Origin of the sequence: Pseudomonas asplenii, from assembly GCF_001293465.1 — a bacterium.
GTDB classification, from domain to species: Bacteria; Pseudomonadota; Gammaproteobacteria; order Pseudomonadales; family Pseudomonadaceae; genus Aquipseudomonas; species Aquipseudomonas fuscovaginae_B.
Genome location: NZ_JSYZ01000016.1, coordinates 12,968 through 38,833, shown reverse-complemented (window position 1 = coordinate 38,833; position 25,866 = coordinate 12,968). Strand labels below are relative to the sequence as shown.

Annotated in this window: 20 protein-coding genes; 6 read left to right on the top strand and 14 right to left on the bottom strand. The window is 65.5% G+C overall.

Annotation, left to right across the window (positions count from 1 at the left end):
- The first annotated feature begins 32 nt into the window (after positions 1 to 32).
- The 4 genes from PF66_RS20280 to PF66_RS20265 are packed head-to-tail and all read left to right on the top strand — an operon-like array spanning position 33 to position 3,896.
- Positions 33 to 812, top strand: coding sequence for a phytanoyl-CoA dioxygenase family protein (locus tag PF66_RS20280; RefSeq protein ID WP_054057527.1), 780 nt, complete (start codon positions 33 to 35; stop codon positions 810 to 812).
- A gap of 19 nt (positions 813 to 831) precedes the next feature.
- Positions 832 to 1,161, top strand: a complete 330-nt coding sequence (locus tag PF66_RS20275; protein ID WP_054057528.1) for a cupin domain-containing protein — start codon at positions 832 to 834, stop codon at positions 1,159 to 1,161.
- A gap of 1 nt (position 1,162) precedes the next feature.
- On the top strand, positions 1,163 to 2,743 hold the full coding sequence (locus PF66_RS20270) for a class I tRNA ligase family protein (protein ID WP_081005906.1): 1,581 nt from the start codon (positions 1,163 to 1,165) through the stop codon (positions 2,741 to 2,743).
- 16 nt (positions 2,744 to 2,759) lie between these two features.
- Complete coding sequence (locus PF66_RS20265) at positions 2,760 to 3,896, top strand: PLP-dependent aminotransferase family protein (protein WP_054063657.1); 1,137 nt, start codon at positions 2,760 to 2,762, stop codon at positions 3,894 to 3,896.
- Here the strand turns inward: PF66_RS20265 and PF66_RS20260 are convergent.
- Positions 3,862 to 5,307 (bottom strand): PLP-dependent aminotransferase family protein, encoded by a 1,446-nt coding sequence (locus PF66_RS20260; RefSeq protein ID WP_054063656.1) that lies wholly within the window; start codon positions 5,305 to 5,307, stop codon positions 3,862 to 3,864. The genes PF66_RS20265 and PF66_RS20260 overlap by 35 nt on opposite strands.
- Positions 5,308 to 5,490: 183 nt before the next feature.
- Here PF66_RS20260 and PF66_RS20255 point away from each other — a divergent pair, with 183 nt between their 5' ends.
- Entirely contained in the window at positions 5,491 to 6,099 is a 609-nt protein-coding gene (locus PF66_RS20255) for a DUF7673 family protein (protein ID WP_152973063.1), read from the top strand.
- 78 nt (positions 6,100 to 6,177) lie between these two features.
- Entirely contained in the window at positions 6,178 to 10,953 is a 4,776-nt protein-coding gene (locus tag PF66_RS20250; RefSeq protein ID WP_054063655.1) for a hypothetical protein, read from the top strand.
- A gap of 112 nt (positions 10,954 to 11,065) precedes the next feature.
- On the opposite strand, the gene PF66_RS20245 is transcribed toward PF66_RS20250, so the two are convergent.
- The 13 genes from PF66_RS20245 to PF66_RS20185 all read right to left on the bottom strand — a co-directional run bounded on the left by PF66_RS20245 (position 11,066) and on the right by PF66_RS20185 (position 25,660).
- Positions 11,066 to 11,848: a cyclase family protein gene (locus tag PF66_RS20245; RefSeq protein ID WP_054063654.1), complete on the bottom strand. Its 783-nt coding sequence runs from the start codon at positions 11,846 to 11,848 to the stop codon at positions 11,066 to 11,068.
- Positions 11,845 to 12,831, bottom strand: a complete 987-nt coding sequence (locus PF66_RS20240) for an NAD-dependent epimerase/dehydratase family protein (RefSeq protein WP_054063653.1) — start codon at positions 12,829 to 12,831, stop codon at positions 11,845 to 11,847. The genes PF66_RS20245 and PF66_RS20240 overlap by 4 nt, the downstream gene beginning before the upstream one ends.
- A complete protein-coding gene (locus tag PF66_RS20235; protein WP_054063652.1) occupies positions 12,822 to 13,814 on the bottom strand; it encodes a fumarylacetoacetate hydrolase family protein in 993 nt (330 codons plus the stop codon). The genes PF66_RS20240 and PF66_RS20235 overlap by 10 nt, the downstream gene beginning before the upstream one ends.
- Positions 13,811 to 14,383: a cupin domain-containing protein gene (locus tag PF66_RS20230; RefSeq protein ID WP_054057536.1), complete on the bottom strand. Its 573-nt coding sequence runs from the start codon at positions 14,381 to 14,383 to the stop codon at positions 13,811 to 13,813. Before PF66_RS20230 ends, PF66_RS20235 begins: the two co-directional genes overlap by 4 nt.
- An 11-nt stretch (positions 14,384 to 14,394) precedes the next feature.
- Positions 14,395 to 15,168, bottom strand: coding sequence for an SDR family NAD(P)-dependent oxidoreductase (locus PF66_RS20225; RefSeq protein ID WP_054063651.1), 774 nt, complete (start codon positions 15,166 to 15,168; stop codon positions 14,395 to 14,397).
- Positions 15,165 to 16,355 (bottom strand): MFS transporter, encoded by a 1,191-nt coding sequence (locus tag PF66_RS20220; RefSeq protein WP_054063650.1) that lies wholly within the window; start codon positions 16,353 to 16,355, stop codon positions 15,165 to 15,167. The genes PF66_RS20225 and PF66_RS20220 overlap by 4 nt, the downstream gene beginning before the upstream one ends.
- Positions 16,345 to 18,843, bottom strand: a complete 2,499-nt coding sequence (locus PF66_RS20215; RefSeq protein ID WP_054063649.1) for an efflux RND transporter permease subunit — start codon at positions 18,841 to 18,843, stop codon at positions 16,345 to 16,347. The genes PF66_RS20220 and PF66_RS20215 overlap by 11 nt, the downstream gene beginning before the upstream one ends.
- Positions 18,844 to 18,846: 3 nt before the next feature.
- Complete coding sequence (locus PF66_RS20210) at positions 18,847 to 19,908, bottom strand: WD40/YVTN/BNR-like repeat-containing protein (RefSeq protein ID WP_054063648.1); 1,062 nt, start codon at positions 19,906 to 19,908, stop codon at positions 18,847 to 18,849.
- 55 nt (positions 19,909 to 19,963) lie between these two features.
- Complete coding sequence (locus PF66_RS20205; RefSeq protein ID WP_054061250.1) at positions 19,964 to 21,331, bottom strand: DUF1329 domain-containing protein; 1,368 nt, start codon at positions 21,329 to 21,331, stop codon at positions 19,964 to 19,966.
- Between the two features lie 14 nt (positions 21,332 to 21,345).
- Complete coding sequence (locus PF66_RS20200) at positions 21,346 to 23,016, bottom strand: DUF1302 domain-containing protein (RefSeq protein WP_054061249.1); 1,671 nt, start codon at positions 23,014 to 23,016, stop codon at positions 21,346 to 21,348.
- A gap of 87 nt (positions 23,017 to 23,103) precedes the next feature.
- Positions 23,104 to 24,228 carry an FAD-dependent oxidoreductase gene (locus PF66_RS20195; RefSeq protein ID WP_054063647.1) on the bottom strand — a complete coding sequence of 375 codons (1,125 nt, stop codon included), beginning with the start codon at positions 24,226 to 24,228 and terminating at the stop codon, positions 23,104 to 23,106.
- Positions 24,229 to 24,367: 139 nt separating this feature from the next.
- Positions 24,368 to 24,715: a Rieske (2Fe-2S) protein gene (locus tag PF66_RS20190; RefSeq protein WP_054063646.1), complete on the bottom strand. Its 348-nt coding sequence runs from the start codon at positions 24,713 to 24,715 to the stop codon at positions 24,368 to 24,370.
- A 3-nt stretch (positions 24,716 to 24,718) separates the two neighbouring features.
- Positions 24,719 to 25,660, bottom strand: a complete 942-nt coding sequence (locus tag PF66_RS20185) for a VOC family protein (RefSeq protein ID WP_054063645.1) — start codon at positions 25,658 to 25,660, stop codon at positions 24,719 to 24,721.
- Between the last annotated feature and the right edge of the window lie 206 nt (positions 25,661 to 25,866).

Genomic DNA, 25,866 nt, shown 5'->3' with positions numbered 1-25,866 from the left:
ACTGGTCAATCACACGTAAAGGAGTAGCGTTGATGTTGTCTGAAGCTCAAAAAAACCAGTGGCACGAAGAAGGCTATATCAGGCTGGAAGGGTTTTTCCCGCCCGAGGACGTGGCGCGGCTTTGCGAATTCACCAACGAAGTCAGCCGCTGGGACATCAGCGACGATCGCTGGATGATGTGGTTCGAGAAGACCGACAAGGGCGAGCGCATCACCTCCAAGGTCGAGAACTTCATCGAGTTCCACCCAGGCCTGCAGCAGGTGCTGCTGCAGGACGAGCGCATCACCCGCACCGTCGAACACCTGCTCGATGAAAAGACCCGCCGCCTCAAGGAACTGCTGATCTTCAAGTACCCGGACAGCGGTGGTTTCCGCCCGCACCAGGACATCTACCACATCCCGCACAAGCTCAAGGAGCGGATGGTCCATGCCGTGGTCGCGGTCGCCATCGACGACGCCGATGCCAGCAACGGCGGCCTGTTCTTCAGCCCCGGCCAGCATAAACAGGGTGTGTTTCCCATGGACGAAGGCGGCGTGATCCTGCCGGAAGTCGCCAAGCAGTTCAGCTGGGAAGAAACCCCCTGGCGCGCCGGCGACATCTTCATCTTCGATGACTATGCCCCGCACTACTCGCTGCCGAACAAGAGCGATCGCTCCCGCCGCACCCTGTACCTGGTGTATCAGCGCGCCTCGACGGGCGGCCCGACCCGTGACGAATACAACGCCATGAAACGCGCCTACAACCCGCCGGAGGGCCGTGTTTCCGATCTCGACAACCTCAAGCCGTCCAACGGCATCTTCTACCGCGACTGAGTGACTGGATGAGGCCGCCATGCATGTAAAGCCGATTGAGCCGCAGATGATGCGCCCGGAGTACGGCGTACTGGTCTGCCGCCTGCTGGATCACCTGCCCGCCACCCTGAGCCCGGCGTTCGGCATGTCGATCGTCGAGGTCGAGCCCGGTGGCGCGGTCGACCTGCACTCGCATCACGAACATGAGGTGTGGGTGCTGATGGAAGGTGAAGGCATCTTCCAGGAGCAGGAACGGCAGATGCCGGTGGCCGGTTCCATGCTCTTCTACATGAAGCCGCATATCGCGCACTCCATTCGCAATACACATTCACAACAGCCGCTGAAATTCCTGGCCGTCTGGTGGGATTAACATGACCGACACACAAAAAACCTATTTCGTCTGTCCCGCTCCGCCCTGCCCCAACGGCAAGCTGCACCTGGGGCACATCGCCGGCGTCTATCTGCTGACCGATATCTACGTGCGCTTCCAGCGCCTGGCCGGACATCGCGCCTTCCACATCACCGGCTCCGACGAACACGGCACCTACACCCTGGTCAAGGCGCAGAAGCTGCAACGACCGGTCGATGAAGTGGCCCGGATGCACAACCACGAGATCCTCGCCTGCCTGAACGCGCTGGGCATCGAACCCGACGAGTTCGTGCGCACCAGCAGCGCCGATCACATCGAGAACAGCCTGGGCATCTATCGGGCGCTCAAGGACAACGGTTTCATCACCATCAAGGACGGCGTGCAACTGTACTGCGAGCACTGCGCGGAGTTCGCCGCCGACTCGCTGGCCAGCGGTACCTGCCCGGACTGTTCGGCTCCGACCGACAGCAACCTGTGCGAGCACTGCGGCCTGGCCGTACCCCATGCGCGCCTGCAGCAGCCGCGGCACGCGCCCTGCTCGGGGCCGCTGACGCTGAAGCCGATCCGCCAGGCGCACCTGGATATCGAGAAACTGGCGCCGACCCTGCAACGGGCGATCGCCGACAGCCAATGGCCGCAAACCATCAAGGACCTCGAACTGACCTGGCTGCGCGAGGCCCTGCGTACCCTGCCGATGTCCCGTCACTTCGAGCGTGGCGTGGTTCTCGGCGACGGCGAGGAGGTGGCCGGACAAACCCTGCTGACCTGGTTCGAAGGCCTGTGGTGCTTCGACACCGGCATCCGCCGGCTGTGCGCACGCGAAGGCACCGACTACCGGCAGGTCATGGCCAGCCCGGACACCCGGGTGGTGTTCTTCATGGGCCAGGACAACCGCTTCTACTACACCGTCGGCGTCACCGCGAGCCTGCTGGGCCGGGGCTTCCCTGCGCCCTACAACCAGAGCATCCAGGATTTCTCGACCCTCGAAGGTGCGAAGTTCTCCACCAGCCGCGATCACGTGATCTGGGCCGATGAAGTGGCCAGGGTGATCGACCCGAACATTCTGCGCCTGTACCTGGCGAGCATCGCCAAACCCTTCGGCAACCAGGACAACGAGTTCGAACTCGAGGGCCTGATGGCCACTGCGCGCAAGCTGCACGTCTGGGAAGCGTCCCTGCGGGCCCATGCCGATGACGCCCGGGAGGTGGTCGACGAACCCCTGCCGCCGTCCCTGGCCGAACAGCTCGGGCGCTACACCGCCGCGATGGACGGGCTGGCCTTCTGGGAGGCACTGCGGGCAATCGACGAGTTCCTCGCCAACGCCGATATCACCCTCGCCTCACCCCGCTGGCAGGCCGGCCAGGTATCGGCCCTGCTGGGCATGCTCGCGCCCTTCATCCCGGACTGGAGCCAGCGCTACGCCACGCTGTACTTCGGCCCGGACTGGACGCCGGCAACCGGCAAGCTGTCGTTGCCGGCGCTACCGCTGCCGCAAGCGGCGTTCCCGATGATCGAGGCGCAGATCCCCGACCACTACGTCCGCGCCTACCAGCAGCGTTTCCGCGCCGCCGCCACCGCCTGAGGCCGAGGAGAAAGCCATGCATTCGTCACGCAGTCAACGCGCCAGCCACTTCGGCGCGTTCGATTACTCAGCGACCAAAGAGGTCATCAACTTCGCCATCGGCATGCCCGATCCGCAGACCTTCGCCGGTGTCCCACTGCCGGCCTCGCCACTGCCGGAGACCGGCGTCGGCCTCGGCGACCTGCTGCAGTACACCGACTCCCTGGGGCTTCCCGAACTGCGCCAGGCCGTTGCCCGGCGCCATGGGGTGGCCATGGAGCAGGTCCAGGTGACGGCCGGGGCCTCCCAGGCCCTGACCCTGCTGGCCGACCTGCTGATCGATCCGGGCGATATCGTCCTGACCGAAGACCCCAGCTATCTGGGGGCCCTGCGGATCTTTTCGGTGGCCGGGGCGAAGATCATCCAGTTGGGTATGGACCGTGATGGGGTCAACCTCGATGAGCTGGCCCACGCCTTGACGACCGCCAGCGGCAAGGTGGCGCTGTATTACACCTCGCCGGTCTTCCACAACCCGACGGGCTGCTGCTTCTCCATCGAACGCATGCAGGCCGTGGCCCGGTTGCTCAGCCGTCACCAGGTCCCGCTGGTCCAGGACCTGGTCTACGCCGAACTGCCGTATCAGCCCCTGCGCCCGGAGGTCCTGCCGGCCGGCCAGGGGGTGATCAACGTGCACAGTTGCTCGAAGATCGCCGGGGCGGGATTGCGGGTCGGCTGGGTGCTGGCAGATCCCGAGGTCATCCGCAGCCTGGCGCAACTCAAGCTCGATGGCGGGGTCAGCCCGCTGGTCAGCAACCTGGTGTTGAGCCTGCTGCGCAACGAGGCGTTCGAGGCGCACATCGAAGACCTGCGTGAACACTACCGGACCCGGCGCGACCTGATGGCCGACCTGCTGAAGTCCTGCACGTTCTGCGTGCAGGACTACCTGGTACCCACCGGCGGTTTCTCGTTCTGGGTCAGGATTGCCGACGATGTCGAGCCGGCAGCCCTGATCGACAAGGCCCGGGCGCTGGGCAACGTGCGCCTGTCCCACGGTGTGCACAATGGTCCGCAGTCGCAGCGCCATGTGCGCCTGTGCTTCAGCTACCTGTCACCCGCGCAGATCCGCCAGGGCCTGCACCTCATCGAGGAAGCCTACCGCTCCCTGCGGCCCTGATCACCTCGCCTGGATGCCGATCGCGCTCGGCGGCCAGGCGCTGGAAAAACGCCAGGGCGCGCGGATCGCCGGCGTAGGCGACATTGATCCGGATCCAGTCGCTGTGCTGGCCGTCCAGGTAGTAGGCATCGCCGCTGGACAGCATCACGTCACAGGCGGCGGCAAGGGTATTGAGCCGGGCAAAGCTGAACGGCGGGCAGCGCGCCCAGACGAACATCCCGCCCACCGGCTCGGCGAAGGTTTCCCAGCCATGGTCCTCCAGGCGCTTGAGGGTCTGGGCCATTGCCTTGTCCAGGCGCTCGCGCAGCCGTTGCACCAGTTTGCGATAGGCGCCATTGCCCAGCAGCGTGGCCACCACGCTCTCGACAAACCGCGAGGTGCCCATGCTCGTCACCGACTTGAGCTGGGCCAGGTGCCGAACCCGCTGCGCACTGGACACCAGGTAACCGACCCGCAACGAGCCGCTGAGGGTCTTGGAAAAACTGGCGACATAGATCACCCGGTTCTGGGAGTCCAGGCTGGCCAGACGTGTTCCGGAACCGTTGTGCAGGTCGGCGTAGGTATCGTCCTCGACGATCTGGAAGTCGTGGATTTCCGCCAGTTGCAACAGCCGATGGGCGATCGCCGGACGCAGCGAGGTGCCCGTGGGGTTGTGGTACATGCTGTTGATGAACAGGCACCGCGGCCGATGGCATTGCAGCAGGGCTTCGAGCTGGCGGATATCCGGCCCGTCCTGCTCGCGCGGCACGCTCAGCAGGCGGATGCCGCTGGCTTGCAGCAGATGGAACAGATTCGGGTAGCCGGGGGATTCGACCACCACGCAGTCCCCCGGCTTGAGCAGGCTCCTGACCAGCAGGTCCATGGCGTGGCTGACCCCCTGGGTGGTGAGGATCTGCTCGTGGCCGACCCGAACGTCCATGCGTTCGAGGCGCTTGTGGATCTGCTGGCGCAGCAGCGGCAGCCCCAGCGGCGTACCGTAGCTGAACAGGCTGTCGGGGTCAGTCCGGGTCACCTGGCGAATGGCAAAGCCGATGGCCTGAGGCTCGCGCCAGTCTTCGGGCATCCAGCCGCAGCACAGGTTCAGCCGGTTGCTGCAGAACTGGGTCAGCGGCTGCCAATGCGCATCGTTGATCGTCTGCTCGTCGGGCGCGCCGGCACTCTCGGTGGCGGCCTGTTCGGTCAGGAAAAAACCCTTGCCCTGGCGCGACTCGAGGATGCCCATCGATACCAGCCGGTCATAGGCCTCGATGACCCGCGAATGGCTGACCTGCTTCTCCCGGGCCAGTTGACGGATCGACGGCAGGCGCGTGCCCGGCCGCATCCGCTGGGCCTCGACCCACTGGCAGATGCCATTGACCAGTTGCTGCGTCAGGGAAAGGTCATCGTCCTTGCTCACCGTGAAGTCTTTCACTGGAACATCCACTGTTCGGTCTTATCAGGGGAACAGTTAACCATAAAAGGGCTGGAACTGTTACTTGTTGTGTCACCAGACAACGCCGATAGTGGGTGCCGCCACAGCGTACAGAGCGCTTGCACAAGAACGGGAAACAGGGAGCCACCCCCGCGTGGAATGCCGGATATCGCAGAGGTTTCGATGCTTGAAGTGAGCGCAGAACAGTTGGGCAGAACACCCGTGACCGTCGGTACGATAGCCGCCGGCAGGCACTTCGGGGAACAGCTGGAGGCACTGGACCGCCTGTTCACGGTGGGCCACGGCCTGACCCTCGAAGCGTCCCGTTGTGCCGTATTCCTGCTGGGCTGGTTCTACCCTGGCGAGGTGGGCGGCATCGACCTGTCGCTGGTCGCCTGGAAAGTCTCGCCCGCCGTTGCCGCCGACATGGCGCTGGTCTTTCAACTGATGGTGCAACTGCAGCAGCGTGGTGTCGGCGTGTCCCAGCTCGGCCTGGAGGACAGGGCCCGCGCCCTGCTGGCCGCCTGGTTCCCCGAAGTGCTCGGCCTTGCTCCGCGGCCTCCGGCCGGCACAGAACTGAAGGCCTTCCGCCGCCGGCACGACCTGACCCCGCAGGCCTGCGCCGAACTGGTCAGGGTACCGACCGCCCTCTACAAGGAGTGGGAGCAGGATTGCCACCCGATCCCCCTGACGCTGTGGATCGAGCTGCGCACGCTGATGGGCGAGCGCCGCCTGCGCTCGACACCGCGCGGGGTGGCGATGGAACGGGCGATGCCGGGACGCTTCGCCTGACGCGGTACCCCGCTACCGCCCAGGGCTTGCCGGGTTGTCATCAACTGGCCGCTTTCCCTGATCAAGGATCGTGGCCCCATGACCTCGCTGGAGACTTCGCTTCAACAGTACCGCAACACGGCACGCACGCTGTTCGCCGCCCGACCGACCCTGTCCTCGGTCATCCAGTCTCTGGTCCAGGCGGCACTGGACCAGCATGCGCCCGGGCTCGACGTCCAGGGGCAAAGGGTCCCCGGCGACAGCCTGTGGCTGGGCGAACTGGGCCCGGCATCCACCTATCGATACCGAACGTTGGCCGATGTGCTGTTGCGCCGCTTCAGCGAGGGCCGCAGCCCAGCTTATGACGATCCCGATACGAAGCTGGTGAGCCGTACGCCAGGCTCGCAGGTCGACACGTCCATCACCACGGTCGACCTGAAGCGCCTGGGCGCGACCCTCGACCGTTACGGCGATGCCCTGCTCGAAGTGTTCAAGACACGCCTGGTCGCCTTCTGGAATGAACCGGTGCCCGACTGGGCGGGCAAGGTGCCGGGATCGGATGCCTGGGTACCGGGCTGGGACCGCCACTCGCCGCAGGTCCCCAGCCGATGCGCGGCCCTGTCGAACCTGCTGTTCGTGTCGATGTACGGTGCCGGCCAACTGCCCGACAGCCTGGCGTTCCAGGCTAGCCAGTTGCTGCCCAAGGCGCTGGTCACTGAAGAGCAGGCCATGCGTGACAGCCTGCTGGGAAACAATGCCCTGAAGGCCTATCTGCTGCATGTCAGCGAGCCACGGGAGCGAGCCGGCATCACGCCGGTCGCGGTGGTGTTCGCCCGCCAGCAGCCCGCGCAGACCTTCGTGTACCTGCTGCTGCGTCCGGGCCACGACGTGCGGCGCCTGCAAAACCTCAATGAGCTCTGGCCGCTATTGCGCGGGCAACTGCCGGATTCCGGCAGGCTCGAACTGATCGCCTCGCAGCTCAATGTCTTCGACAACCTGGCCGGGGCGCTGCTGGAGAACCAGTTGCGGATGCTGGAGTGCTTGCCGAGGGGCCTGGCGGACGAGGCTGGCGAATCCTGGCCGAAGCGTGTCGAGCGGGTGCTCGACCCCGGGAACTGGTTCGCCACACCCGCACCCGAGCCGCTCTCCCCTCTGCAACGACAGGTACGCGAGGCGGCGCCCCTGTGGCTGCTGAACGCATCGGCGACGGAGCGGCGCGACTACGCCGAACTGCTGTCGACACTGGTCACGGCACTGAAGAAATCAGCCTCGCACAACCTGTTCGATGACGTCTCGTCCCTCTCCGACTACAGCCGGCAAATGCTCGCGCAGACCATGGCGCGACGGCACCCGCGGATGCCGCAGATCCGCATGCAGGACATCCAGCTCACGCTGGAGAAGTATCGACGAAAACCGGTACCACCGGACGTGCTGGGCGAGTTCGAGGAGGTCCGGCTGACGCTGCCCGAACTGGCCCTGGAAAACCTCGAAGACTTTCGTTTCGGTGCGACGCAGATGCGTATCGAGCTCGCCGACCATGCCGCCCTGCCGGACTGGATGACCGCCGACTATCTGGTGGAGCTGGTCACCGACGTGGATATCGGCGCCCGCTACCCGGCCCACCTGCGGCATCGGTTGCTGGACGACACACGCTATGCCTCGCTGCGCCAGCAGCGTTTCTTTCGCCAGATCCATGCGCAACTGCCGCTGGTGGCCCTGGAACTCAAGCTGCGGGGCGAACAGGGGCTGACCGAACAGGGATACCGGACGGTCAGGGCCATGCTGGGCTTCGACGCCCATGAACGGCAACTGGACGGTCGCCCCATCGTGCTCCGCCCCCTGGCGTTCAAGACCGCTCCCGAGGCCAGTGCGGACCAGGTCGGGGGCATGTTTCTGATCGAACCGCGGGATATCACCCAGGGGCCGCACCTGCTCTATCGACCGCTGTTCGACCCGCCCCTGAGCGAGTACGCCAGCCGGCAGGCGCTGTTCGAGGCGATCCTGCAAGCCGGCGCCCTGCAGGACAGCGTGCTGGCCTGGCTCCCTGCCAGTCGGGTGGCGGTGTATGCACAAGGCGGTTTCCGTGAACCGCACATCGAGTCGCTCTTGCCCGGTGACGAGACCGCACCGTTGCCATCGCCTCCGGCACCGGCCACCCTGGACAGCGAGGAAGTCACCAGGGACTATGTCCATCACCTGTTTCAGGCCTGTATCGGTGCCGTGATCCAACAGGCCGACCTGCAGTTGCTGTCGAACGCGGAAAAGCGCTGGGCACGCCTGAAGGACAGCGGCTGGCAACTGTTCAGTTCGTGGCTGATGTTCGCCAGCGGCCCGTTGACCCAGGCCGGCTGGCTGATCCTGCTTTACCGTGGCGTTCGCCAGGATCTTGCCGCGCTGCAGGGTGACGAGGAGCAATCCCGGGCCCAGGCCTGGGCCGATATGTTGAGCAACCTGGCGGTGGTGCTGTTGCACGAGGTGACAGCGGACCAGCCGCAGCCGTTCGGGCCGCCGCCGCTGTCGCAAAAGCGCGAGCCGCCACCGATCGAGGGAGAGGTCTCGCTGGATCGCATCACCCTGCCAGCGGCGGTCGATGAGCTGCCGCAATGGCCGTTCGACGGGTCCTGGTCGAGCCCGCGCGGGACCTTGTCGGCGGCCTCTGGCCAGGTGCTGGAGAAATTCGCCGTCAAGGTGTTCGACACGCCACCACGACTCGACAGCCTCGGCAGCGTCTCGAAAAGCGGCCCTAGCCAGGGGCTGGTGCATCTCGACAACGCGGACAACAAGGGCTGGCATGTGCTGCTCGACACCACCCTCTATCAGGTCGCGTGGTGCGAAGACGGCGCCCGCCTGGTTGACGCCTCGGGCACCTCGGGGCCGTTTCTGGAGCGTGATGGACAGGGACGCTGGCAACTGGATCTGCGCTTGCGCCTGCGTGGCGGCAGCGGCCGGGAAACCGTGCAGGCACGCCTGCAACGCAAGCTGCTCGACAGGGCCAGCGTGCTGCATGGGCAAGCGACCCAGGCGTCGAACCGGGTCAGTACCCTGCTCCACGAGGCCGAAACCCTCAACAGGCGCCTGGAGGCCATGAGCGAAGGCCGCGACGCGAAGCACTTCACCAACCGGCAACGCAGCGACAAGCGCCGTGAATACCTGGGCAAGCTGGTCGAGTTGCAGGCCGCGCTCGAAGAGAAGCTTCGCCTGATCAGGGCATTCAACGACAATCGCCAGGTGGTGCCGCAGCCGCAGGCACTGGCCTCGACCCTGGTCGACAACGTGCGCACCTGCCGCACGCTGATGAATGTCTCCCTGGCGGTGGGACGCGAGGACAGCCTGACGGCCCTGCAGATTGGCGAAATGCTTGCCGGCGACACGGCGACCCACTACGGCCAGGTCATCGCCAACTTGAAGAACAATGCCGACCTCACCGACCGGCAGATCGCCTGGAGTACCCGCGAATATGCCGCGCTCGACGAATTGCGCGCACTGCCGGAAATCGGGCCGGCAGAAGCCGCCGTCCTGGAGCGGGAAGTGGTACAGCCCTTCACCCCACTGGACTGGCAGGCGGTGCAACTGCCGACCCTGCTGGCGTTGGCCATAGATGAACTGCCGTCGCAGATCACCCAGCAACTGGACGACCAGGTCTTCGCCGCGATCAAGCAGAGCGCCGAACAGACCAAGTACGTGACCAACACCATCAACCGCCTGACGGCCGAAGACTCCCGCCAGGATCGTATCGACGCCTTGCAGACGGCGATCGGACGCTACGACGAAACCCTCGACCTGCTGCAATTCCTGCGGGGCCGCATGCCCGAGCAGCAACTGCGCGAGTACGCCACTCGCCTGTCGACATTACTGGGACAGCTACGGGAGCGGGCACTGACCAGCCTTTCCGGGCTGTGGGACGACACCACACCGGCGCCGGGGGCAACGGCGCCCAGGCCGGGGCCGTCGGCCGGCAACGGCAGGAAGAAGTTCATCCGCACCCGCAACCGGGAGGTATTCGTCGGCCGGGTGCGCGCAAAAACGCCCGAGCAGGAGGATGAAATCGTCGAGATCACCGACCCGAACGGGCGGCTGGTGTCGGCCTTCAAGGAGAACCGGGAGGATGCCCAGAACAGCTTCTGGGAGGAAGTGAAGGCAAAACCGGCGCCCGCCCCGGCTCCCGGACGCGGCAAGGTCGGGCTACCTCGCCTCATGACCCAGGGCCGTGCCGCACGGGAGAGCGTGCAGGCCTTGATCCGCCAGGTGATGGCGTTGACCGGAACCAGCAAGGAGCCCCAGAGCCTGCAGGAACTGCTGGAACACAAGGCGCAGAAACTGACGACCCTGGCAGACGATATCCAGGAGGTGCTGACCGAGGGCGGCGCCAAGCCGGACCAGGTTAAAACCGCCGAAGACCTGCGCGACGGCCTGCGCCAGGACGCCGCGCTGTTGGTCAGTGAGGGGCGCACGGCGCGCATCGCCGCGATCAAGAAAAACCTGCCGCAACTGACGCGCCTGCAATATCTCAAGGAACAGGACCAGGTCGACATTCACCGGGCCGGAGGGCGGCAGATGCTGCGCCGGGATGACTTCCTGCAGGAGTACGTGATCAGCAACAAGGACGGCCGGCCGCTGTGGTACGCGCACTTTCATTACCCAACGGCCACGACTGTGGACAGCGAGTTCGCCAGTGCGCACTTGAAGACGCTGGCGCAACGCCGACTGGGTGCCCGTTCCCAGGCGGCGGCCCGGGAACAGGCAGCCACGAGGATTCAGGCCGGACAAGGTGGCAGAGCGCAGCTGACGCTGGAGATTCATCGGGGACAGATTCTGAACAGGAGCCTGGCGCAGACGTTGTTCTTTAATGCGACCGAGCCGGATAAGGTGGGTTGAGTGTTGCGGTGGGTGCGGGGTCGAGAGCGGTTCTGACACACGAAATGGCCTTCTGGAAAATGCGTCTGTAGCCTTCAATAGTTTCCCAGCAGCGAGATCGGACATCGATCCGCTACTGGAAGATTGCCACGGCCCGAACAAACCCCGCAGACGCATGGCGGATCTTGTACGGGAAGCAACTGACCAGAAAGCCAAACGCCGGGAGTTGATCCAGGTTGGCCAGTTTTTCCATCTGGCCGTAGCCGATGTCGCGACCAGCTTTGTGCCCTTCCCAGATGATCGAGGCATCCCCCGTCGCACTGAAGCGTTCGCGGGTGTACTTGAACGGCGCGTCCCAGCTCCAGGCGTCAGTGCCGACCACCCTCACCCCTCGCTCCAGCAGGTACAGCGTGGCCTCGCGGCCCATGCCCACACCCGCGTCGAGATAGCCTGGCTGACCGAACAGGCTGCCCGCACGGGTGTTCACCAGCACGATGTCCAGCGGCTGCAATGGATGACCGATGCGTAGCAGTTCCTCTTCGACCTGCGCCGCCGTGACCACGTGACCATCCGGCAGATGACGAAAATCCAGCTTCACCCCCGGTTGCAGACACCACTCCAGCGGCAGTTCATCAATGCCGAAGGCCGGCTTGCCGCCGTCGGTGGTGGATGCGTAATGCCACGGCGCATCCATGTGCGTGCCACTGTGGGTGGTGATCTGCAGGCGCTCCGCCGCCCAGGACTCATCACCCGGCAGGTCTTCCTTGCGCAGGCCAGGAAACATCGCCGCCATTTCCGGCCAGCCCTGTTGGTGGTCCATGTAATCAATCCTGGGCAGCAGCGGTGGCGGATCGGTATAGGGGTTGTTGTCCAGAGTCACGGACAGGTCCAGCAGACGACGTTTGTGCAGGCTCATGCGGAAATTCCTTTACGGGTGGTCGCGCGGCGGCTGCGGCGCACGGGCAGATCGAGGGCGTTGTTCAACAGGCCGGTTACCGAGCCGTCGTGGCTGAAACCCAACGCGCGGGCCAGCGAGGTGCGCAGCGGCGGATAATGGCCAAACAGTGCTTCCAGTTGCGGGTCGGGGGCGAAGGCGATGTGCTCGCCGTTGGCCTCGCCAAAACTGGCCGCCAGGCCAGCCAGCACCTGGGCAATGGAAAGATGCAGCACCGGCAGTTGCCAGACACGCTGGCGGCCGGGGTTCTCCAGCTCAGCGGCATGTATCAGGTTGTCCACGCAGCAGCGGGCCGACATCCACCAGGCGCACGCCTGGGGTGAGACCGGGCAGGTATAGGCCTCCCCTGCCGCGTAGGCGTGCAGCAGGTCGCTCATGAATGCCGAGCGCAAACCGTTCGGCTCACGGGGACGGGCGACGATACCGGGCAGGCGCAGTGCACGGCCGTCCACTTCGCCGCGCCGGGCCAGGTCCTGCAAGGCAATTTCCACCATGCGTTTGTGCGCGGCATAGGACAGTTGCGGCGAGGCCGGGTGATGTTCATCCATGCGTGCAGGCAACTCGCCGCCGTATACCGCCACACTGCTGGCGTACACCAGCACGGGCGGACAAACCGCATTGCGCAACTGGTTCATCAGTTCCAGGCTGGCCTGCAGGTTCACTTGGTAACCCAGCTCGTACTGCGCCTCGGCCGCCCCTCCCGGCACACTGATCAGGTGGAAAACCACATCGACACCATCGGCCAATGCCCGACGCAACAAGGCAGGGTCGGTAACACTGCCCTGATGCCGGCGCAGGCGTTCGTCTTCGGAAAACGCCTCCAACTGCTGATCCAGCAGCAACAACGCCTCGATACGCCGGCCGCGCAACCCACCCCTTTCCCGCAGACGATGGACCAACTGGCGACCGACGAAACCATTGGCCCCCGTGACCATCACACGCATGGCCAGCCCCCCTGCACGACACGCTGGTCAATCGCCCCGAACAGCACCTCGCCCGCGGCCCCAAGCGCCTCCATCCGGACACGGTCGCCAAAACGCATGAAGCCCGTACGCGGCGCGCCGTGAGCAAGGGTTTCGATGGCGCGGCGCTCGGCGATGCAGGCCGACCCCACGGCACGGTCCGCGTTGGAAACGGTGCCGGAACCGATCAGCGTGCCGGCGCTCAGGCGTCGTGTCAGCGCGGCGTGGGCAATCAGGTCGTGAAAACCGAAGTGCATGGCGCCCCCGTGGGGGTGGCCGAACCACTCGCCGTTCCACTCCACGTTCAGGGGCAGGTGCACACGGCCGTCGCGCCAGGCATCGCCCAACTCATCCGGGGTGACCGCCACCGGCGCAAAGCTGCTGGCCGGCTTGGCCTGGAGAAAGCCAAACCCCGTCTTCATCTCCCGCGGTGCCAAGGCGCGCAGGCTGACATCGTTCAGTTGCAGCACCAAACGCACATGTTGCAGGGCGTGTTCAGCCGGACAGCCCATCGGCACGTCACCGACCAATACGGCGAACTCGCCTTCGAAGTCGATGCCATGGGCCTCGCTGGGCAACGGAATGTCCACGCACGGTCCGAGGAAATCGTCGCTGGCCCCCTGATAAATCAGCGGCGTGTGCTCGACACCCTCGATGGGTTCCAGGTTGAAGGCCTTCTGCATCAACTCGCCGTGACTGAGAAAACAGGAGCCGTCGAGCCACTGGCTGGCGCGCGGCAATGGCGCGGCAAGCTGCTGCAGGTCGAGTGCAAAGGCCTGCTCCACCTCATGGGCGTTGAGCCGCTGGTAAAGGTGCTGCAAGTCGGCCTCGACCAGCGCCCAATGCTCCAGCGCCGCCTGCAGCGTCGCAACGATGCCACTGGCCTCGACCGCCTGTCCCAGGTCACGGGCGACAACCAGCAGACGGCCATCGCGGCTACCGTCGTTGAGGGTGGCGAGCTTCATGGCAGCAACTCCTTCAGGCCCTCGGCGTAACGGCCATCGAGCAGGATGAAGACCATCCGCGCCATCTGTTCGCTGCGATTGCTCCAGGCATGATTGGTACCGCGCTGCACCACGATGTCGCCACGCTTGAGGTGCACCTCGTCGCCATCCAGCACCAGCCAGACCTCGCCTTCGGTGACGATGCCGTAATCCAGGGTCTGGGTACGGTGCATCAATTTGTGCTTCGAATCGCTCTTGCCTGTGCCGGCATGGGCTTCACCGATTTCGGCGAAGACAGCAGCCGCGTCCTCGGCGCTGACCTGGTTCTGCACGCTGTCCGGCGGAATGTCCACCACACGGATCACACTCCCGAGCGGGCCGGGACTCAGTTGCAGCGGCTGCGCCGTCGGATCGTCACCGTTATCCAGCAACGCCGGGCTGCCGAGGCTGTTCCAGACCTCATAGAACAGGGTCCCGGGCACCGCCTTGAGCGGGAAGTTGTTCGGCGTCGGGCCACAACTGGCGACAACCGCCTGCCCCTGGGCATCGTGGCCGGTGACCACACGTTTGAATGCTGGAAGAGATTGCATGCTGTCTCCTTTCAATTGCCGTCGCCGATGGTCGTGCCACCGTCGACAATAAGATTCTGTCCGCTGATGAAGGCGCCTCCCGGCGCCGCCAACAGCAATGCCAGGGCCGCCACCTCTTCAGGGCGGCCGCCCCGGCGCAGCGGGGTCAGGGCCAGGCGTCGTTGCAGGACATCCGGGTTGTCGGTGAGTGGTCGGGCGAATTCGGTGTGAATGACGCCCGGGCTGATGGCGTTGACCCGAATGTTCGAGGGCCCCCATTCCACCGCCAGGTTGCGCGCCAGTTGCGCAAGGCCTGCCTTGGAGAGTCCGTAGAGACCCAAGCCTTTGTTGCCGCGCACACCGGCAATGCTGGCCATCAGTACCACGCTGCCGCCGCCCCCTTCGGCCATGGCCGGTAGCAACGCACTGGTCAGCCAGACAGCACTGCGCAGGTTGACGGTGAAGGTGAGCTCCCACTCGGCAGCGCTGGCGGTCGCCAGCGGCCCCATGTGGGGGGCGACACCGGCGTTGCACACCAGGGCATCGAGGCGCCCGAAATGGTCCAGGCAACGATGTGCCAGTACTTTCACCTGCTCGGCGTCACGCAGGTCGGCCACCAGGGTGATGGCCTCGATTCCCTCCTGCTTCAACTGCACCCGAGCCTGCGCACAGTCCTGGGCGCTTTCGCTGCTGATGGCAATACGTGCGCCGGCCCGACCGTACTCGCGGGCGATCGCCAAGCCGATACCACGGGTGGCGCCGGTAATGAGTGCGGTCTTGCCCGCCAGGGAGAACAGCTCGCTCATTGGACACCTGCCATCGCCGCCGGCCGATGACGACGCAGCCACCACAGGCACAACGGTGCCAGGATCAGTTGGCCGATTGCGATCAACCACAGCACGTTCGGCAGTTGCGCCGTCACACCGTCGGTCAGGGCCAGCACCAGCAGTGGGCTGGCAAACTCACCGGCGAAAATCGAAGCCGTGAAGCCGCCCGTGGCACGACCACGCTGATCGAAGCCAACTTGTTGCATCACCTGCGTAATCAGCGTCGGCAGTAGCAGGCCGACACCCAGGCCATTGATCAGCACCGCCAGTACCACGGGGGCATGGCTGCTCGAGAAGGCCATCAGCGCGCCGCCCAAGCCCGCCGTAGCGAACCCCAGGGCCAGCAGCTTCGCCGCCGGCAGGCGACCCAACCGGCGAAAAGCCAGTGCACCGACCAGCACGCCCAGTTGATTGGCGCCCATGGTCAAGCCAACTTGTTGCGGTGCGTCGACGTGCAGGAGTTGCAGCAGGTAACCCACCTGCACCGGCACGATGAACAGGCTGACACCGGCCAGGCCCGTGAGCAGGTACAACGGCGCCAAGGCCGCCCACGCAAAGCGTGTCACGCAGGTCGAGTCAGGTTGGATACGATGGGCCCGAGGCTCCCAGAGCAGCGCGGCCATCAACGGCAGGCACAACAGGCCCACGGCGTAGAGCGTGAACGGCGTACGCCAGCCACTTTCACCCAGCGCCCCCCCTACCCCCATGAACACCGCAGCCGACAGCGAGGTCACCACCATCTGCAAGGCGAACAGCCGCTCCCGGCGCTGCCCCTCGAAGTAATCGCCCATCAGCGTGGTGCAGCAGGTCATGATGCCGGCCTCGGCCAAGCCAATACCGGCACGGCTGGCCACGATCAGGCCCAGTGAGTCCAGCCACAGCGGCACTATTCCGCAGAGGCTGTACAGCAACATGCTGGCCAACAGCAGCGGGCGGCGGCCAATACGGTCCGCCAGCACGCCAGCCAGCGGCGCCAGCAAGGCGATCACCAGGGCTGGCAGCGTGAGGGCCACCGGTACCAGCACAGCAGCACCGGGCGTCTCGGCGAAATGCGCCTGCATGCGTGGCAGCACCGGTGCAATCAGCACCGCGCCCAGCACGGGCAGGCAACTGCCGAACAGCAACAACAAGGCTTGCGCGTTACCCGCAGTGCGTTCAGCGCCCATGACTCACCTCCTCAAGCGTGCGCAGGCGGGTGCCGTGACGAACCGGGTCGACGCGCTGCTCGTGCAGCCGGGCCCTCTGCTCCTGAACCGGCAACACCGGCTCCACCTGCGTCCGGGGTTGCTGACGCGGCAACAGGAAGTAGGCCAGTGCCGGCAGCAGGATCAACGCCCCCACCATGTTCCAGATGAACATGAAGGCCAGCAGCACGCCCATGTCGGCCTGGAACTTGATCGGCGAGAAGATCCAGGTTCCCACGCCAATGGCCAGGGTGACGCCGGTGAGCATCACCACCTTGCCGGTGAACAGCAGAGCCCGGTAATAAGCCTCGGACAGGCTCGCGCCCTGGCGCAACTGGGCCAGCACGATGCTCATCACGTAGAGTGCATAATCCACGCCGATACCCACGCCCAGGGCGATTACCGGCAGCGTCGCCACCTTCACGCCCATGCCCAGCGCCACCATCAGCGCCTCGCAAAGAATCGAGGTCAGCACCAGCGGCAGTACCGCGCAGAGCACCGCCCGCCAAGAGCGGAAGGTCACCAGGCAAAGCAGGATCACCGCGCCATAGACCCACCAGAGCATGTCGCGGTTGGCCTGCTTCACCACCTGGTTGGTCGCCGCCTCGATGCCGGCGCTGCCAGCCGCCATCAGAAAGGTCGCCTGCTCGCTGTCGTTGGCCTTGGCAAAGGCCTGCACGCTGTCGACGACCCGCGCCAGGGTGTCGGCCTTGTGGTCGGTCAGGTAGGCGTAGAGCGTGAGCAGGCTGCAATCATCGTTGTACAGCCCACGCGGGGCGTTGGCGGTGACCATGTTCAAGGTCGCCTGGTTGTTCACCAACTCGTACCACTTCGGGTTGCCTTCGGACAGGCCGACCAGCACCCGGCGATTGAGCAGCGCCAGCGAGTTGGTCGAGTCCACCCCCGGCAGGCCACGCAACTGCCAGTCCAGGTCATCCACCCGTTTCAGGGTGTCATAGGCCGAGCAGCCGCCAGGGGCCGTGCGCACCATCACGGCGAAGACGTCGCTGCTGGCGCCGTAATGCCGGGCCATGAAGGCGTTGTCCCGGTTGTAACGCGAATCCGCCCGCAGTTCGGGGGCACCGGCGTCGAGATCCCCCACCTTCAGGTGCAGGCTCACGGCGTATCCGCCGGCGGCCATCAGCGCGGCCAGGGCGATGCAGGCTGCAGCCCAGCGGCGACGGGTGAACAGGTCCAGAAAGCGCCACAGCGCCTGCCTGCCCGCCCCGCTCGCCTCGGCCTCTTCGGCCCGCAGGCTGCGACGTGCCGCGCGGGCACTGACGCCCACGTAGGACAGCAGCACCGGCAACAGGATCAGGTTGGTGAAGATCAGCACCGCCACCCCCAGGCTCGCGATAACCGCCAGGTCCTGGATCACCTGAATCCGGATGATCATCAGCACGGCAAACCCCACCGCATCGCACAACAACGCGGTGAGCCCGGCCAGGAACAGCCGGCGGAAGGTGAAGCGCGCCGCCACCAGGCGATGCATGCCGCGGCCGATGTCCTGCATGATGCCGTTCATCTTCTGCGCGCCGTGGCTCATGCCGATGGCAAACACCAGGAACGGCACCAGCACCGAGTACGGGTCGAGTTCGTAGCCCAGCAGTGGCAGCAGGCCGAGCTGCCAGATCACCGCCACCAGCGAGCAGATCACCACCAGCGCGGTGCTGCGCACGCAGCGGGTGTACCAGTAGAGCACCGCGGCAGTGATCGCGATGGCGGCGGCAAAGAACAGCAGGATCTGCTTCAGGCCGTCGATGAGGTCGCCCACCACCTTGGCGAAGCCGGTGATGTGAATTTCCACGCCCTGTCCTTCAAAGCGCTCACGCAGCGCCTCGAGCTCATGGGCGAAAGCGGTGTAGTCCAGCGCCTGGCCGTCCGGCGTTTTGTCCAGCAGCGGCACGTAGAGGATGCTCGAACGCTGATCAAAGGCCACCAGTTGGCCGATCTCGTTGGAGCGTTCCACGTTACGCTTGAGTGCCTGCAGGCTCGCTTCACCGCCATCATAGCCGTCGGGGATCACCGGGCCACCTTCCAGGCCCTCCTCGGTCACGCCGGTCCAGCGGGTGGACGGTGTCCACAGCGACTTCATCGCCGCGCGGTCCACGCCCGGTAGCAGGTACACCGCGTCGTTGAGCTGCTGCAGGCTGCGCAGGTAGTCCTTGTCATAGAGCGTGCCGCGCGGGTTGGCCACGGCAATGCGCACCGCGTTACCCAGGCCGGCCAGTTCCTGGCGATGCTCCAGGTAGTTGTGAATGAACGGGTGGTCACCCGGAATCATCTTCTCGAAACTGGCGTTGAGGGTCAGGCGCGAAGCCTGCCAGCCCAGTAGCAGAGTCGCGGCCAGGCACAGCAGCAGAACCAGCGCACGATGGTTGAACAAGGCACGTTCCAGCAGCGAACCGGAGGTGCTGTCGAAATCATCGAGACGGCCGCTGGACGGCGCAGGAGAGTTCGTGGCGTGCATGGCTCAGTCCGTCGTGGTGGAGTGGGAGGAAGGCGTCAGGCGGCGGGCACCGGCCATGCCAACGGCGACAACGGCCCCATCGGCGGCCAGGGTCGCGGCGCTCAGCGGCAGCCCCTCGGACACCGGCAAGGGCTGCGCGGTGAAGTGATCGAGATCACTGCGCAGTAATATTCCCGCCTGGCTGGCGAGCAGCAGTTGGTCGCCGGCCACGCGAATGCCGTTGAGCGAAGCGGGAACGGGATTGGCCAGGGCCTGGAAGCTGGCGCCCGCGTCATCGGAGGCAAACAGCGAACCGCGCAGCCCACCGACCAGCAGCCGACCGTTGGGCAGCACGCTGGCTGCGAAGTAGCTGCCGTCGTAAGGCCCCTCAAGGGCCTCGAAATGGGCACCACCGTCACGCGAACGCAGCAGCAGGCCCTGCTCGCCGGCGATGTACAGGTCGGCGCCCTGGCGCGCCAGGGCATAGAGATGCAGCCCGCGCGGATTCGGTAACCGGTCCATGCTCGACTGCCAGCTGTGCCCGCCGTCGGCGGTACTCAGGGCCAGTCCATAGGCGCCCACGACCAGGCCGTGCCGTGCGTCGGCAAAACTCAGGGCCAGCAACGGCTTGTCGGCACCGTCGGCCAGCAGCCGTTGTGCGGCGCCGACGCGGTTGGCGTCGCCGGAAGCCTCGGCGGCCTGCAGCTCCAGGGCGGCGGCGCGCTGCCCATCAAGCTGCAAGGCCCAGTGCTCACCGCCATCTTGCGTGTACAGCACTACCCCGGCGTGACCGACCGCCCAGCCGTGGTGTTCATCCACGAACTGCACGGCGGTCAGGCTGACGCTCACCGGTACCTGCGTGGCCTGGCGCCAGGTCGTGCCGTTGTCATCGCAGAGCAGCACCACACCGCGCTCGCCCACCGCCACCAGGCGCTGGCCGGCCCGGGCCACATCCAGCAGCACCGCGCGCAGTGCCTGGGGACCTTGCAGCGCGGGCTGCGCCAGGATATTCACACTGTTCCCGGCAAAAGCCGGGGGCAGCCCGCAACAGGCCGCGAGCAGCCAGCCGTAGAGGATCTTCTTCATCGCACGCAACCTTTATTCTTGTAGTCGGTACAGCCGCAGCAGGAGGTGCCCCCCCTCAGCGCACACCCTCGCCCGCCATGGCGTCGGCGGTGAACACCGAGTCCTTGTAGGGCGGCACGATGCGGTACTGCTCGTTCTTGCCGGCGAACAGGTCGCCCGCAAACCAGGCACCCGAGAGCAGGTCGTAGAAGCCGTTGGTGAGGGTCACGACGCCGGGCAGGTCAGGCAGCACCACGGGCGAAGTCCAGACCACCTTGGCCAACTGGTTGCGCGCGTCGTAACGCTCACCCAGTACGGCAGCCCAGGTGTCCTCGTCGAGGTAGTAGGTGCTCCTGGGCATCACATGGCGCTGGCCACTCTTCAACGTCGCCTCCACCACCCAGACGCGATGCAGCTCCCAGCGAATGACTTGGGGACTCAGGTGATGCGGGTCGAGCAGTGCTTCGGCGTTGGCCGCTGTGAAGACCTTGTTGGCGTTGTAGGGGATGTACATTTCCTTCTTGCCTACCAGCTTCCAGTCGAAGCGGTCGAGACGGCCGTTGAACACGTACAGCTCGTCGAAACTCATGACCCCGGCGGTGGCAGGTGTGGGGGTGTCGCAGCAGGCATTGGGCAGGCGGCGCACCCGGCGCTGGCCCGGCAGATAGGTCCACACCGCGGCCTTGTCGGCGTTGAGGTTTTCAAGGCCGGTGATGGCTTCGCCAGCCCGCAGCGGCGGGCCGTCGTTGGTCATGCGGATGGACCAGAACACGCCCTTCTCGCCACTGCCGCCAGGCAGGTACCAGGGCATCTGCAAATCGGAGCGCGAGTCGTTGGTCAGCACGTGCTTGCCGTCGGCGGTGGTCAGGTACTGATTGAAGCTGGCGTGCCAGGAGGCACCCCGCCAGCGCAGCAGGTGGTTCCACATGGCTTCCACGCCATTGGCCGGAATCGGGAACGGAATACCCCCGGACGCGCCTTCCGGCATCGGGCCTGCCGGGCCATCGACCAGCTTGCCTTGGGTCGCGTTGGCAAAGGTGGCGTCGTACACCGATTGCGGCGCGGCGGCGCTGCGATGGGTGGGGTAGACCTGCAACCGGTAGCTGTCCGGGTACTTCTTCAGCATCGCCTGGATGCCCGGGGTCAGCTTGTCGGCGTACTGCGCCATGTTCTGCGCGGTGATGGTCAGTTGTGGCTGCTCGCTGGCGAACGGATCGCCACGCTTGCCGCCGTCCTTGTAGGCCGGGTCGACCTGGGTGTAGCCACCGGTCCAGGCCGGAATACTGCCGTCGGCATTACCGGCCCGCTCGCCACCGAGCGGTGTCAGGGTGGTCCTGAGCTTGCCCGCCTCTTCGGCAGAGACGGCGGCCAGGGCGCCGTGGGCAAACAGCAGGGAAGCACTCAGGGCAGTGAGCAGGCAAACGACTTTCTTGTTGTGTTTCATCGGGTAATCCTCGGTCAGAAGGTACGGCTGACGGTGAAGGCGATGAAGTCGCGGTCTTTGAGCGACTGTTCGAAGGTGTAGTGGCTGTTGGCGTCGAGGAAGGTGTTCTGCGGGCCGTAGTAATGCGTGTAGGTCAGGCCCAGGTTCCAGGTGTTGAGGTAGTTGCCCTTCAGGCCAATGTTCAGGTCCCCACCGTGGTCGCTGCCAAAGCCGGTTCCCAACGCCATGGAGGCGCCATGGGTGTAGCTGGCACCGACCGGCACGGACAGGTCGAGGCCGGGCAGGATCTGCCGGTACATCGGCTCGAAAACCAGGCGCAGGCTGGTGGCGTCGCGGTCGGCGTTGGGGTCGACAGCATCGGCGTTCTGGCTGATGCTCATCACCCGGTTCCAGGCGATCTCACCGAGGAAGCTCGATTCGGGAGCGATGAAGTTCGGCTCCAGGCTCGCCAGCCAGGAGAAGTTGGCGTGCAGCGTGCGGCCTGTGGCGTAGAGCGGGTCGTCGCTGTTGTTGATCGCCTCACCGACGAGCAAGGCATGCTGGTTGGTCGAGGCCAACGGCTGGTTCCAGCGGGTGGACAGCTCACCGGCGATGTTGAAGTTGCTCAGGGTCGTGGAGAAGCTCGCCCCCAAGGCCTCGATGCCTTCGGGGTAGACCCAGTAGAATTCGCCGGCCTTGCCGGTGACCGGGTTCAGATTGGCGAAATCGGGGCGCACGTTGAGCTGCGGCGACTTGTCGTGGAAACGGATGGCATAGACACCCCAGTCCACGGTTTCGGTGCGCCAGCGCAGTTGCACCCCGCCCTGCCCCGAGTCCTTGGCCTTCTTGTCCTGGCCACGGTAGAACGCCAGCGGCTGACCGCCCGGCATGACCGCGCTGCCCACGTACATGCGCTCGCCGCCGTCGCCGAAGAAATCATCGTTGGAGAAATAGCTGCCGGCCGCCGGCAGGCGGTTGGCCTCCCACTCGAACTGGTAGTAGGCGCCCAGGGAAACGTCGGGGGTCAGTTGCAGTTGACCGGACATCTGCCTGACCGGCCGGATCAGTTCCTTGAACTGGGTATTGGGCACCGACAGGCCCTTGACCACATCCACCGGCGCCATGCCGCCGGCAATGCCGTTCATGCCGTAGAACAGGCTCTCGCCCCATTGCATGGCGTATTGGCCCAGCCTTCCGGACACGGGTCTGTCGCCAATCTCGGTCTTGCCGAAGATAAAGGCGTCGAGCAGCTCGCCCTTGCGCCCGTGCAGGGTACGGGTGTCGTCGGTGAACGTGTCGTGGCCGACCGAATAACTGTTGGCCCGGCTGGGGTCACTGTTGTCGGTGCCCTGGTTGTAGACATCGTCATACCAGGCCGCACCGCTGACCCGCGCACCGACGTTGCCATAGGTGATATCGAACTCCGACAGCAAATCCAGGCGGTTGGAGATCAGGCCCTTGTCAAAGTTGCGATCGCCATCGTCCAGGTTCAGGGCGGTCTGCCCTTCGGTGAGCTGGCTGCTGGCGTGCTGGGTGCGCCAGGCGGCGCTGTACTTGAGGGTATTGTCCCAGCGCACCCGCAGGTCGGGGTTGCCGGTGTCGATTTCAAAAGCCTGGGCCTGGCCTGCAGCCAGTGCAAGCAGCGCCAGGGTCATGGGTTTGAGCGGCGGCAGCGGCCGCACGGTTGCACCTTTGCGAGTCAACATCGGGGCTTCCTCTTTCTTGTTCTTGTACGTCGGTGTTGGCGTAAGGTCCGGCGCGCCAGCAAGGCAGGGAACACCGGCTACGGGCATTCAGATGGGTCGTGCGGTGACCTCCAGCATCTGCTTGACCAGGCCGATGCGGTCGAAGGACGGGTCACGCTGGACCTCCTTCTCGCCCGCGAGCAGGGACATGTCGCTGATGAACTTGCAACGCTCGAAACGGCGTGCCATGAAACGCTGCAACTGCTCGTCCAGGCCGCCACCGGCCGTGATTTCCTCGGCCAGCACCACGGCATCCTCGATGGCCATGCCGGCGCCCTGTCCCAAGTGCGGCGTGGTGGCATGGGCGGCATCGCCAATCAGCAGGACACGCCCGCGATACCAGGGCTCGTCGACGAACACGGCTTCCAGCGGTTTGTAGACGACCTCGGCACTGTCGCGGACCTGCTCGCGCAACTCGCCAATCAGCCCACCGAAACCGGCCAGGCGCTGGCGCAGGCCATCGGCCAGGCTGGCGGGCTCCATCCAGGGGTTGCCCGGTTCGTGGGAGGTGGTGAACAGGTACATCAGGTCGTCGGCCAGGGGCACCAGGCCGGCGTTGCCCGCAGGCCCCTGATAGTTGGCCAGATGGTCGATGCCGGCGGCCCGGGGAAAGTTGTAGCGCCATACCGACTGCCCGGTGAAATGCGGCCGGTAGCGGTCGCCGAACAGCAGCCCACGTACCTTCGAGAACAGCCCGTCGGCACCGACCATCAGCGCATAGCGGCCCTGGCTGCCGTCGCTGAACAGCACGTCCACGCCACTGGCTTCCTGCTCGAAGCTCTCCACCGAGGTGCCCAGGCGCACCCGGGTGCCGAGTTCGATGGCGGTTTCGCTCAACACCTTGTGCAGAGCACGGCGGGAGATGCCGACGTTGGCCGGGTACTGCGGGCCGGCCAGGCGCTGTCCGGGAATACGCGCCAACTGCTGGCCCTGGGTGGTGTAAATGGCCACGTCCTCGAAGGCGTAGGCCGCATCAAGGTAGGCGTCGAGCAGGCCCAGGCGGTGCATTTCGCGCACGACGTTGCTCTGCTGGATGATGCCGACGCCGTAGACGGTCCACTCGGTTTTCAGTTCGACCAGGTCGACCGCAATGCCCTTGCGGCGCAGGGCAATGGCAGCGCACAGCCCGCCAATTCCGCCGCCCACGATCAGCACGTTGTTCACAGTATTCATGGCATGTCTCACGTCTTGTTCTTGTTGTCCGCCCCGTCATGCGTGGCGGCCGTTTCCTGTGCCTGGGCACAGCTTCCCGGCAGCGCCGGGTTTTGACCAATCGAGTCCTGGGATGCGACCTATCGCGCGGCGCGATAGGTCAGCGTTCCAACTGAGCCAGCGGCAATAGCAGCCAGCCGTCCACCTCACGGTGCTCCAACGCGTGCAGCACATCGCCGCGGCAAGGGCCGTGGACACAGGTGCCGTCGTCCGGCCGAAAGCGCGCCCCGTGGGCGTAACAGATCACCCACTGGCCATCGGCACTGAGAAAGCGGTCCTTGCGGTACTCCAGGGGCACCAGCAGGTGCGGACAGAGGTTGCGGTAGACCCGCACCTGTCCCTGATACCGCAGGGCAAACAGGCTGTCGGCGCCCCGGCCCTGCGGGTCGAAGCCACGGGCCTGGCCATCGCCCAGCGCCTCGAGCGGGCACAGTGCTACGCAGCCCACGACCTAGTCCTTCCTGGGCGGCGGGCCACCGGGTGCCCACTTCTCCCGGGAGGTAAACAGGAACAGTTGCGAGTTGTCCGCCGACATCGGCGCCTGGCGCGCGCCCCAGTCGTCGTCATGCTTGTCCATGTCGGCGTCGTACTCGATGTGGCAGCCCAGCGGGCTGTTGAAGTACCAGAACCAGTTGGAGCCCAGCAGGTGCCGGCCCGGGCCCCAGAAGCTGGTCCAGCCCTTTTGCTGAAAACGGGTGCCGGCCAGCAGCACTTCGGTGCCGCTTCCCATGTGGAAGGTGAAATGCTCGCAGCCCTGCATGTGCGGCGGAGTCTGGATCATGAACAGGCAGTGATGGTCGTCCATGCCCGCCGTGCGCATGAAAGGACCGACTCCCACGAAACTGTCGGTGGTGACGAAGCCCAGGCGGTCGCGATAGAACGCTTCACCCTTGGCAGCGTCGGGTACGAAATACACCACGTGGGACAAGGTGCGCGGCTGCGCCGGCATGTCCGGGGTAATGCCCAACTGGTTGAGGGGACGTTGCGGCGCGCTGCCAGGCGCATTGGTGAGGTCGGCCGGCGCGTCGAAGGCCCGGCGGCACGAGACCTGGAAGGCGATGGCAAAGCCCAGGTCATCGACGGTATGCAGCACGCCGTGAGCATCGCGGCGCAGTTCGCGGTCACGCCCCAGTTCATCGGCGATGGCCTCCAGCTCCTGCGCCGAGGCCACGCCATAAACCGTCTCGCGCAATGACGGGGTCGGGCCCAGGGCCGGCGGCAGGCTCGGGTCGTCCCCGCGGCGGATGATGATCGCGGTGCCGTCCAGGGCCTCGAAACGCCCACCGTCGGCCTCCAGATCGGTGGCCGTCAGGCCGTAGTCACGCAGGCAATCGGCACAGGCCTGGATATCGTCGACGCCGAACACCAGCGCGTCGAGTCCAAGAATGTTCATGGCTACCACTCCGTTGAAATTATTATGGGGCGCCAGGCAGGTCGCCCGGTAAGGGGTCTGGCGACGGCAGGTCGCTCGACTGGAGCGCAGGTTGAAGGCTGTCGGGGCTAGCTGACCAATCGCGTGTCAGGATGCGAGGCATCGGCAATTGCGATACCTGTACGCCAGCCCATGGCGTGGGCTGTTGGCTCATTCGGGCAGCGAAT

What these genes read in the sequence shown, in the direction of transcription:
- PF66_RS20280 (WP_054057527.1), top strand. Translation starts at nt 33, where the DNA reads ATGTTGTCTGAAGCTCAAAAAAACCAGTGGCACGAAGAAGGCTATATC.
- PF66_RS20275 (WP_054057528.1), top strand. Translation starts at nt 832, where the DNA reads ATGCATGTAAAGCCGATTGAGCCGCAGATGATGCGCCCGGAGTACGGC.
- PF66_RS20270 (WP_081005906.1), top strand. Translation starts at nt 1,163, where the DNA reads ATGACCGACACACAAAAAACCTATTTCGTCTGTCCCGCTCCGCCCTGC.
- PF66_RS20265 (WP_054063657.1), top strand. Translation starts at nt 2,760, where the DNA reads ATGCATTCGTCACGCAGTCAACGCGCCAGCCACTTCGGCGCGTTCGAT.
- PF66_RS20255 (WP_152973063.1), top strand. Translation starts at nt 5,491, where the DNA reads ATGCTTGAAGTGAGCGCAGAACAGTTGGGCAGAACACCCGTGACCGTC.
- PF66_RS20250 (WP_054063655.1), top strand. Translation starts at nt 6,178, where the DNA reads ATGACCTCGCTGGAGACTTCGCTTCAACAGTACCGCAACACGGCACGC.
- PF66_RS20245 (WP_054063654.1), bottom strand. Translation starts at nt 11,848, where the DNA reads ATGAGCCTGCACAAACGTCGTCTGCTGGACCTGTCCGTGACTCTGGAC.
- PF66_RS20240 (WP_054063653.1), bottom strand. Translation starts at nt 12,831, where the DNA reads ATGCGTGTGATGGTCACGGGGGCCAATGGTTTCGTCGGTCGCCAGTTG.
- PF66_RS20235 (WP_054063652.1), bottom strand. Translation starts at nt 13,814, where the DNA reads ATGAAGCTCGCCACCCTCAACGACGGTAGCCGCGATGGCCGTCTGCTG.
- PF66_RS20230 (WP_054057536.1), bottom strand. Translation starts at nt 14,383, where the DNA reads ATGCAATCTCTTCCAGCATTCAAACGTGTGGTCACCGGCCACGATGCC.
- PF66_RS20225 (WP_054063651.1), bottom strand. Translation starts at nt 15,168, where the DNA reads ATGAGCGAGCTGTTCTCCCTGGCGGGCAAGACCGCACTCATTACCGGC.
- PF66_RS20220 (WP_054063650.1), bottom strand. Translation starts at nt 16,355, where the DNA reads ATGGGCGCTGAACGCACTGCGGGTAACGCGCAAGCCTTGTTGTTGCTG.
- PF66_RS20215 (WP_054063649.1), bottom strand. Translation starts at nt 18,843, where the DNA reads ATGCACGCCACGAACTCTCCTGCGCCGTCCAGCGGCCGTCTCGATGAT.
- PF66_RS20210 (WP_054063648.1), bottom strand. Translation starts at nt 19,908, where the DNA reads ATGAAGAAGATCCTCTACGGCTGGCTGCTCGCGGCCTGTTGCGGGCTG.
- PF66_RS20205 (WP_054061250.1), bottom strand. Translation starts at nt 21,331, where the DNA reads ATGAAACACAACAAGAAAGTCGTTTGCCTGCTCACTGCCCTGAGTGCT.
- PF66_RS20200 (WP_054061249.1), bottom strand. Translation starts at nt 23,016, where the DNA reads ATGTTGACTCGCAAAGGTGCAACCGTGCGGCCGCTGCCGCCGCTCAAA.
- PF66_RS20195 (WP_054063647.1), bottom strand. Translation starts at nt 24,228, where the DNA reads ATGAATACTGTGAACAACGTGCTGATCGTGGGCGGCGGAATTGGCGGG.
- PF66_RS20185 (WP_054063645.1), bottom strand. Translation starts at nt 25,660, where the DNA reads ATGAACATTCTTGGACTCGACGCGCTGGTGTTCGGCGTCGACGATATC.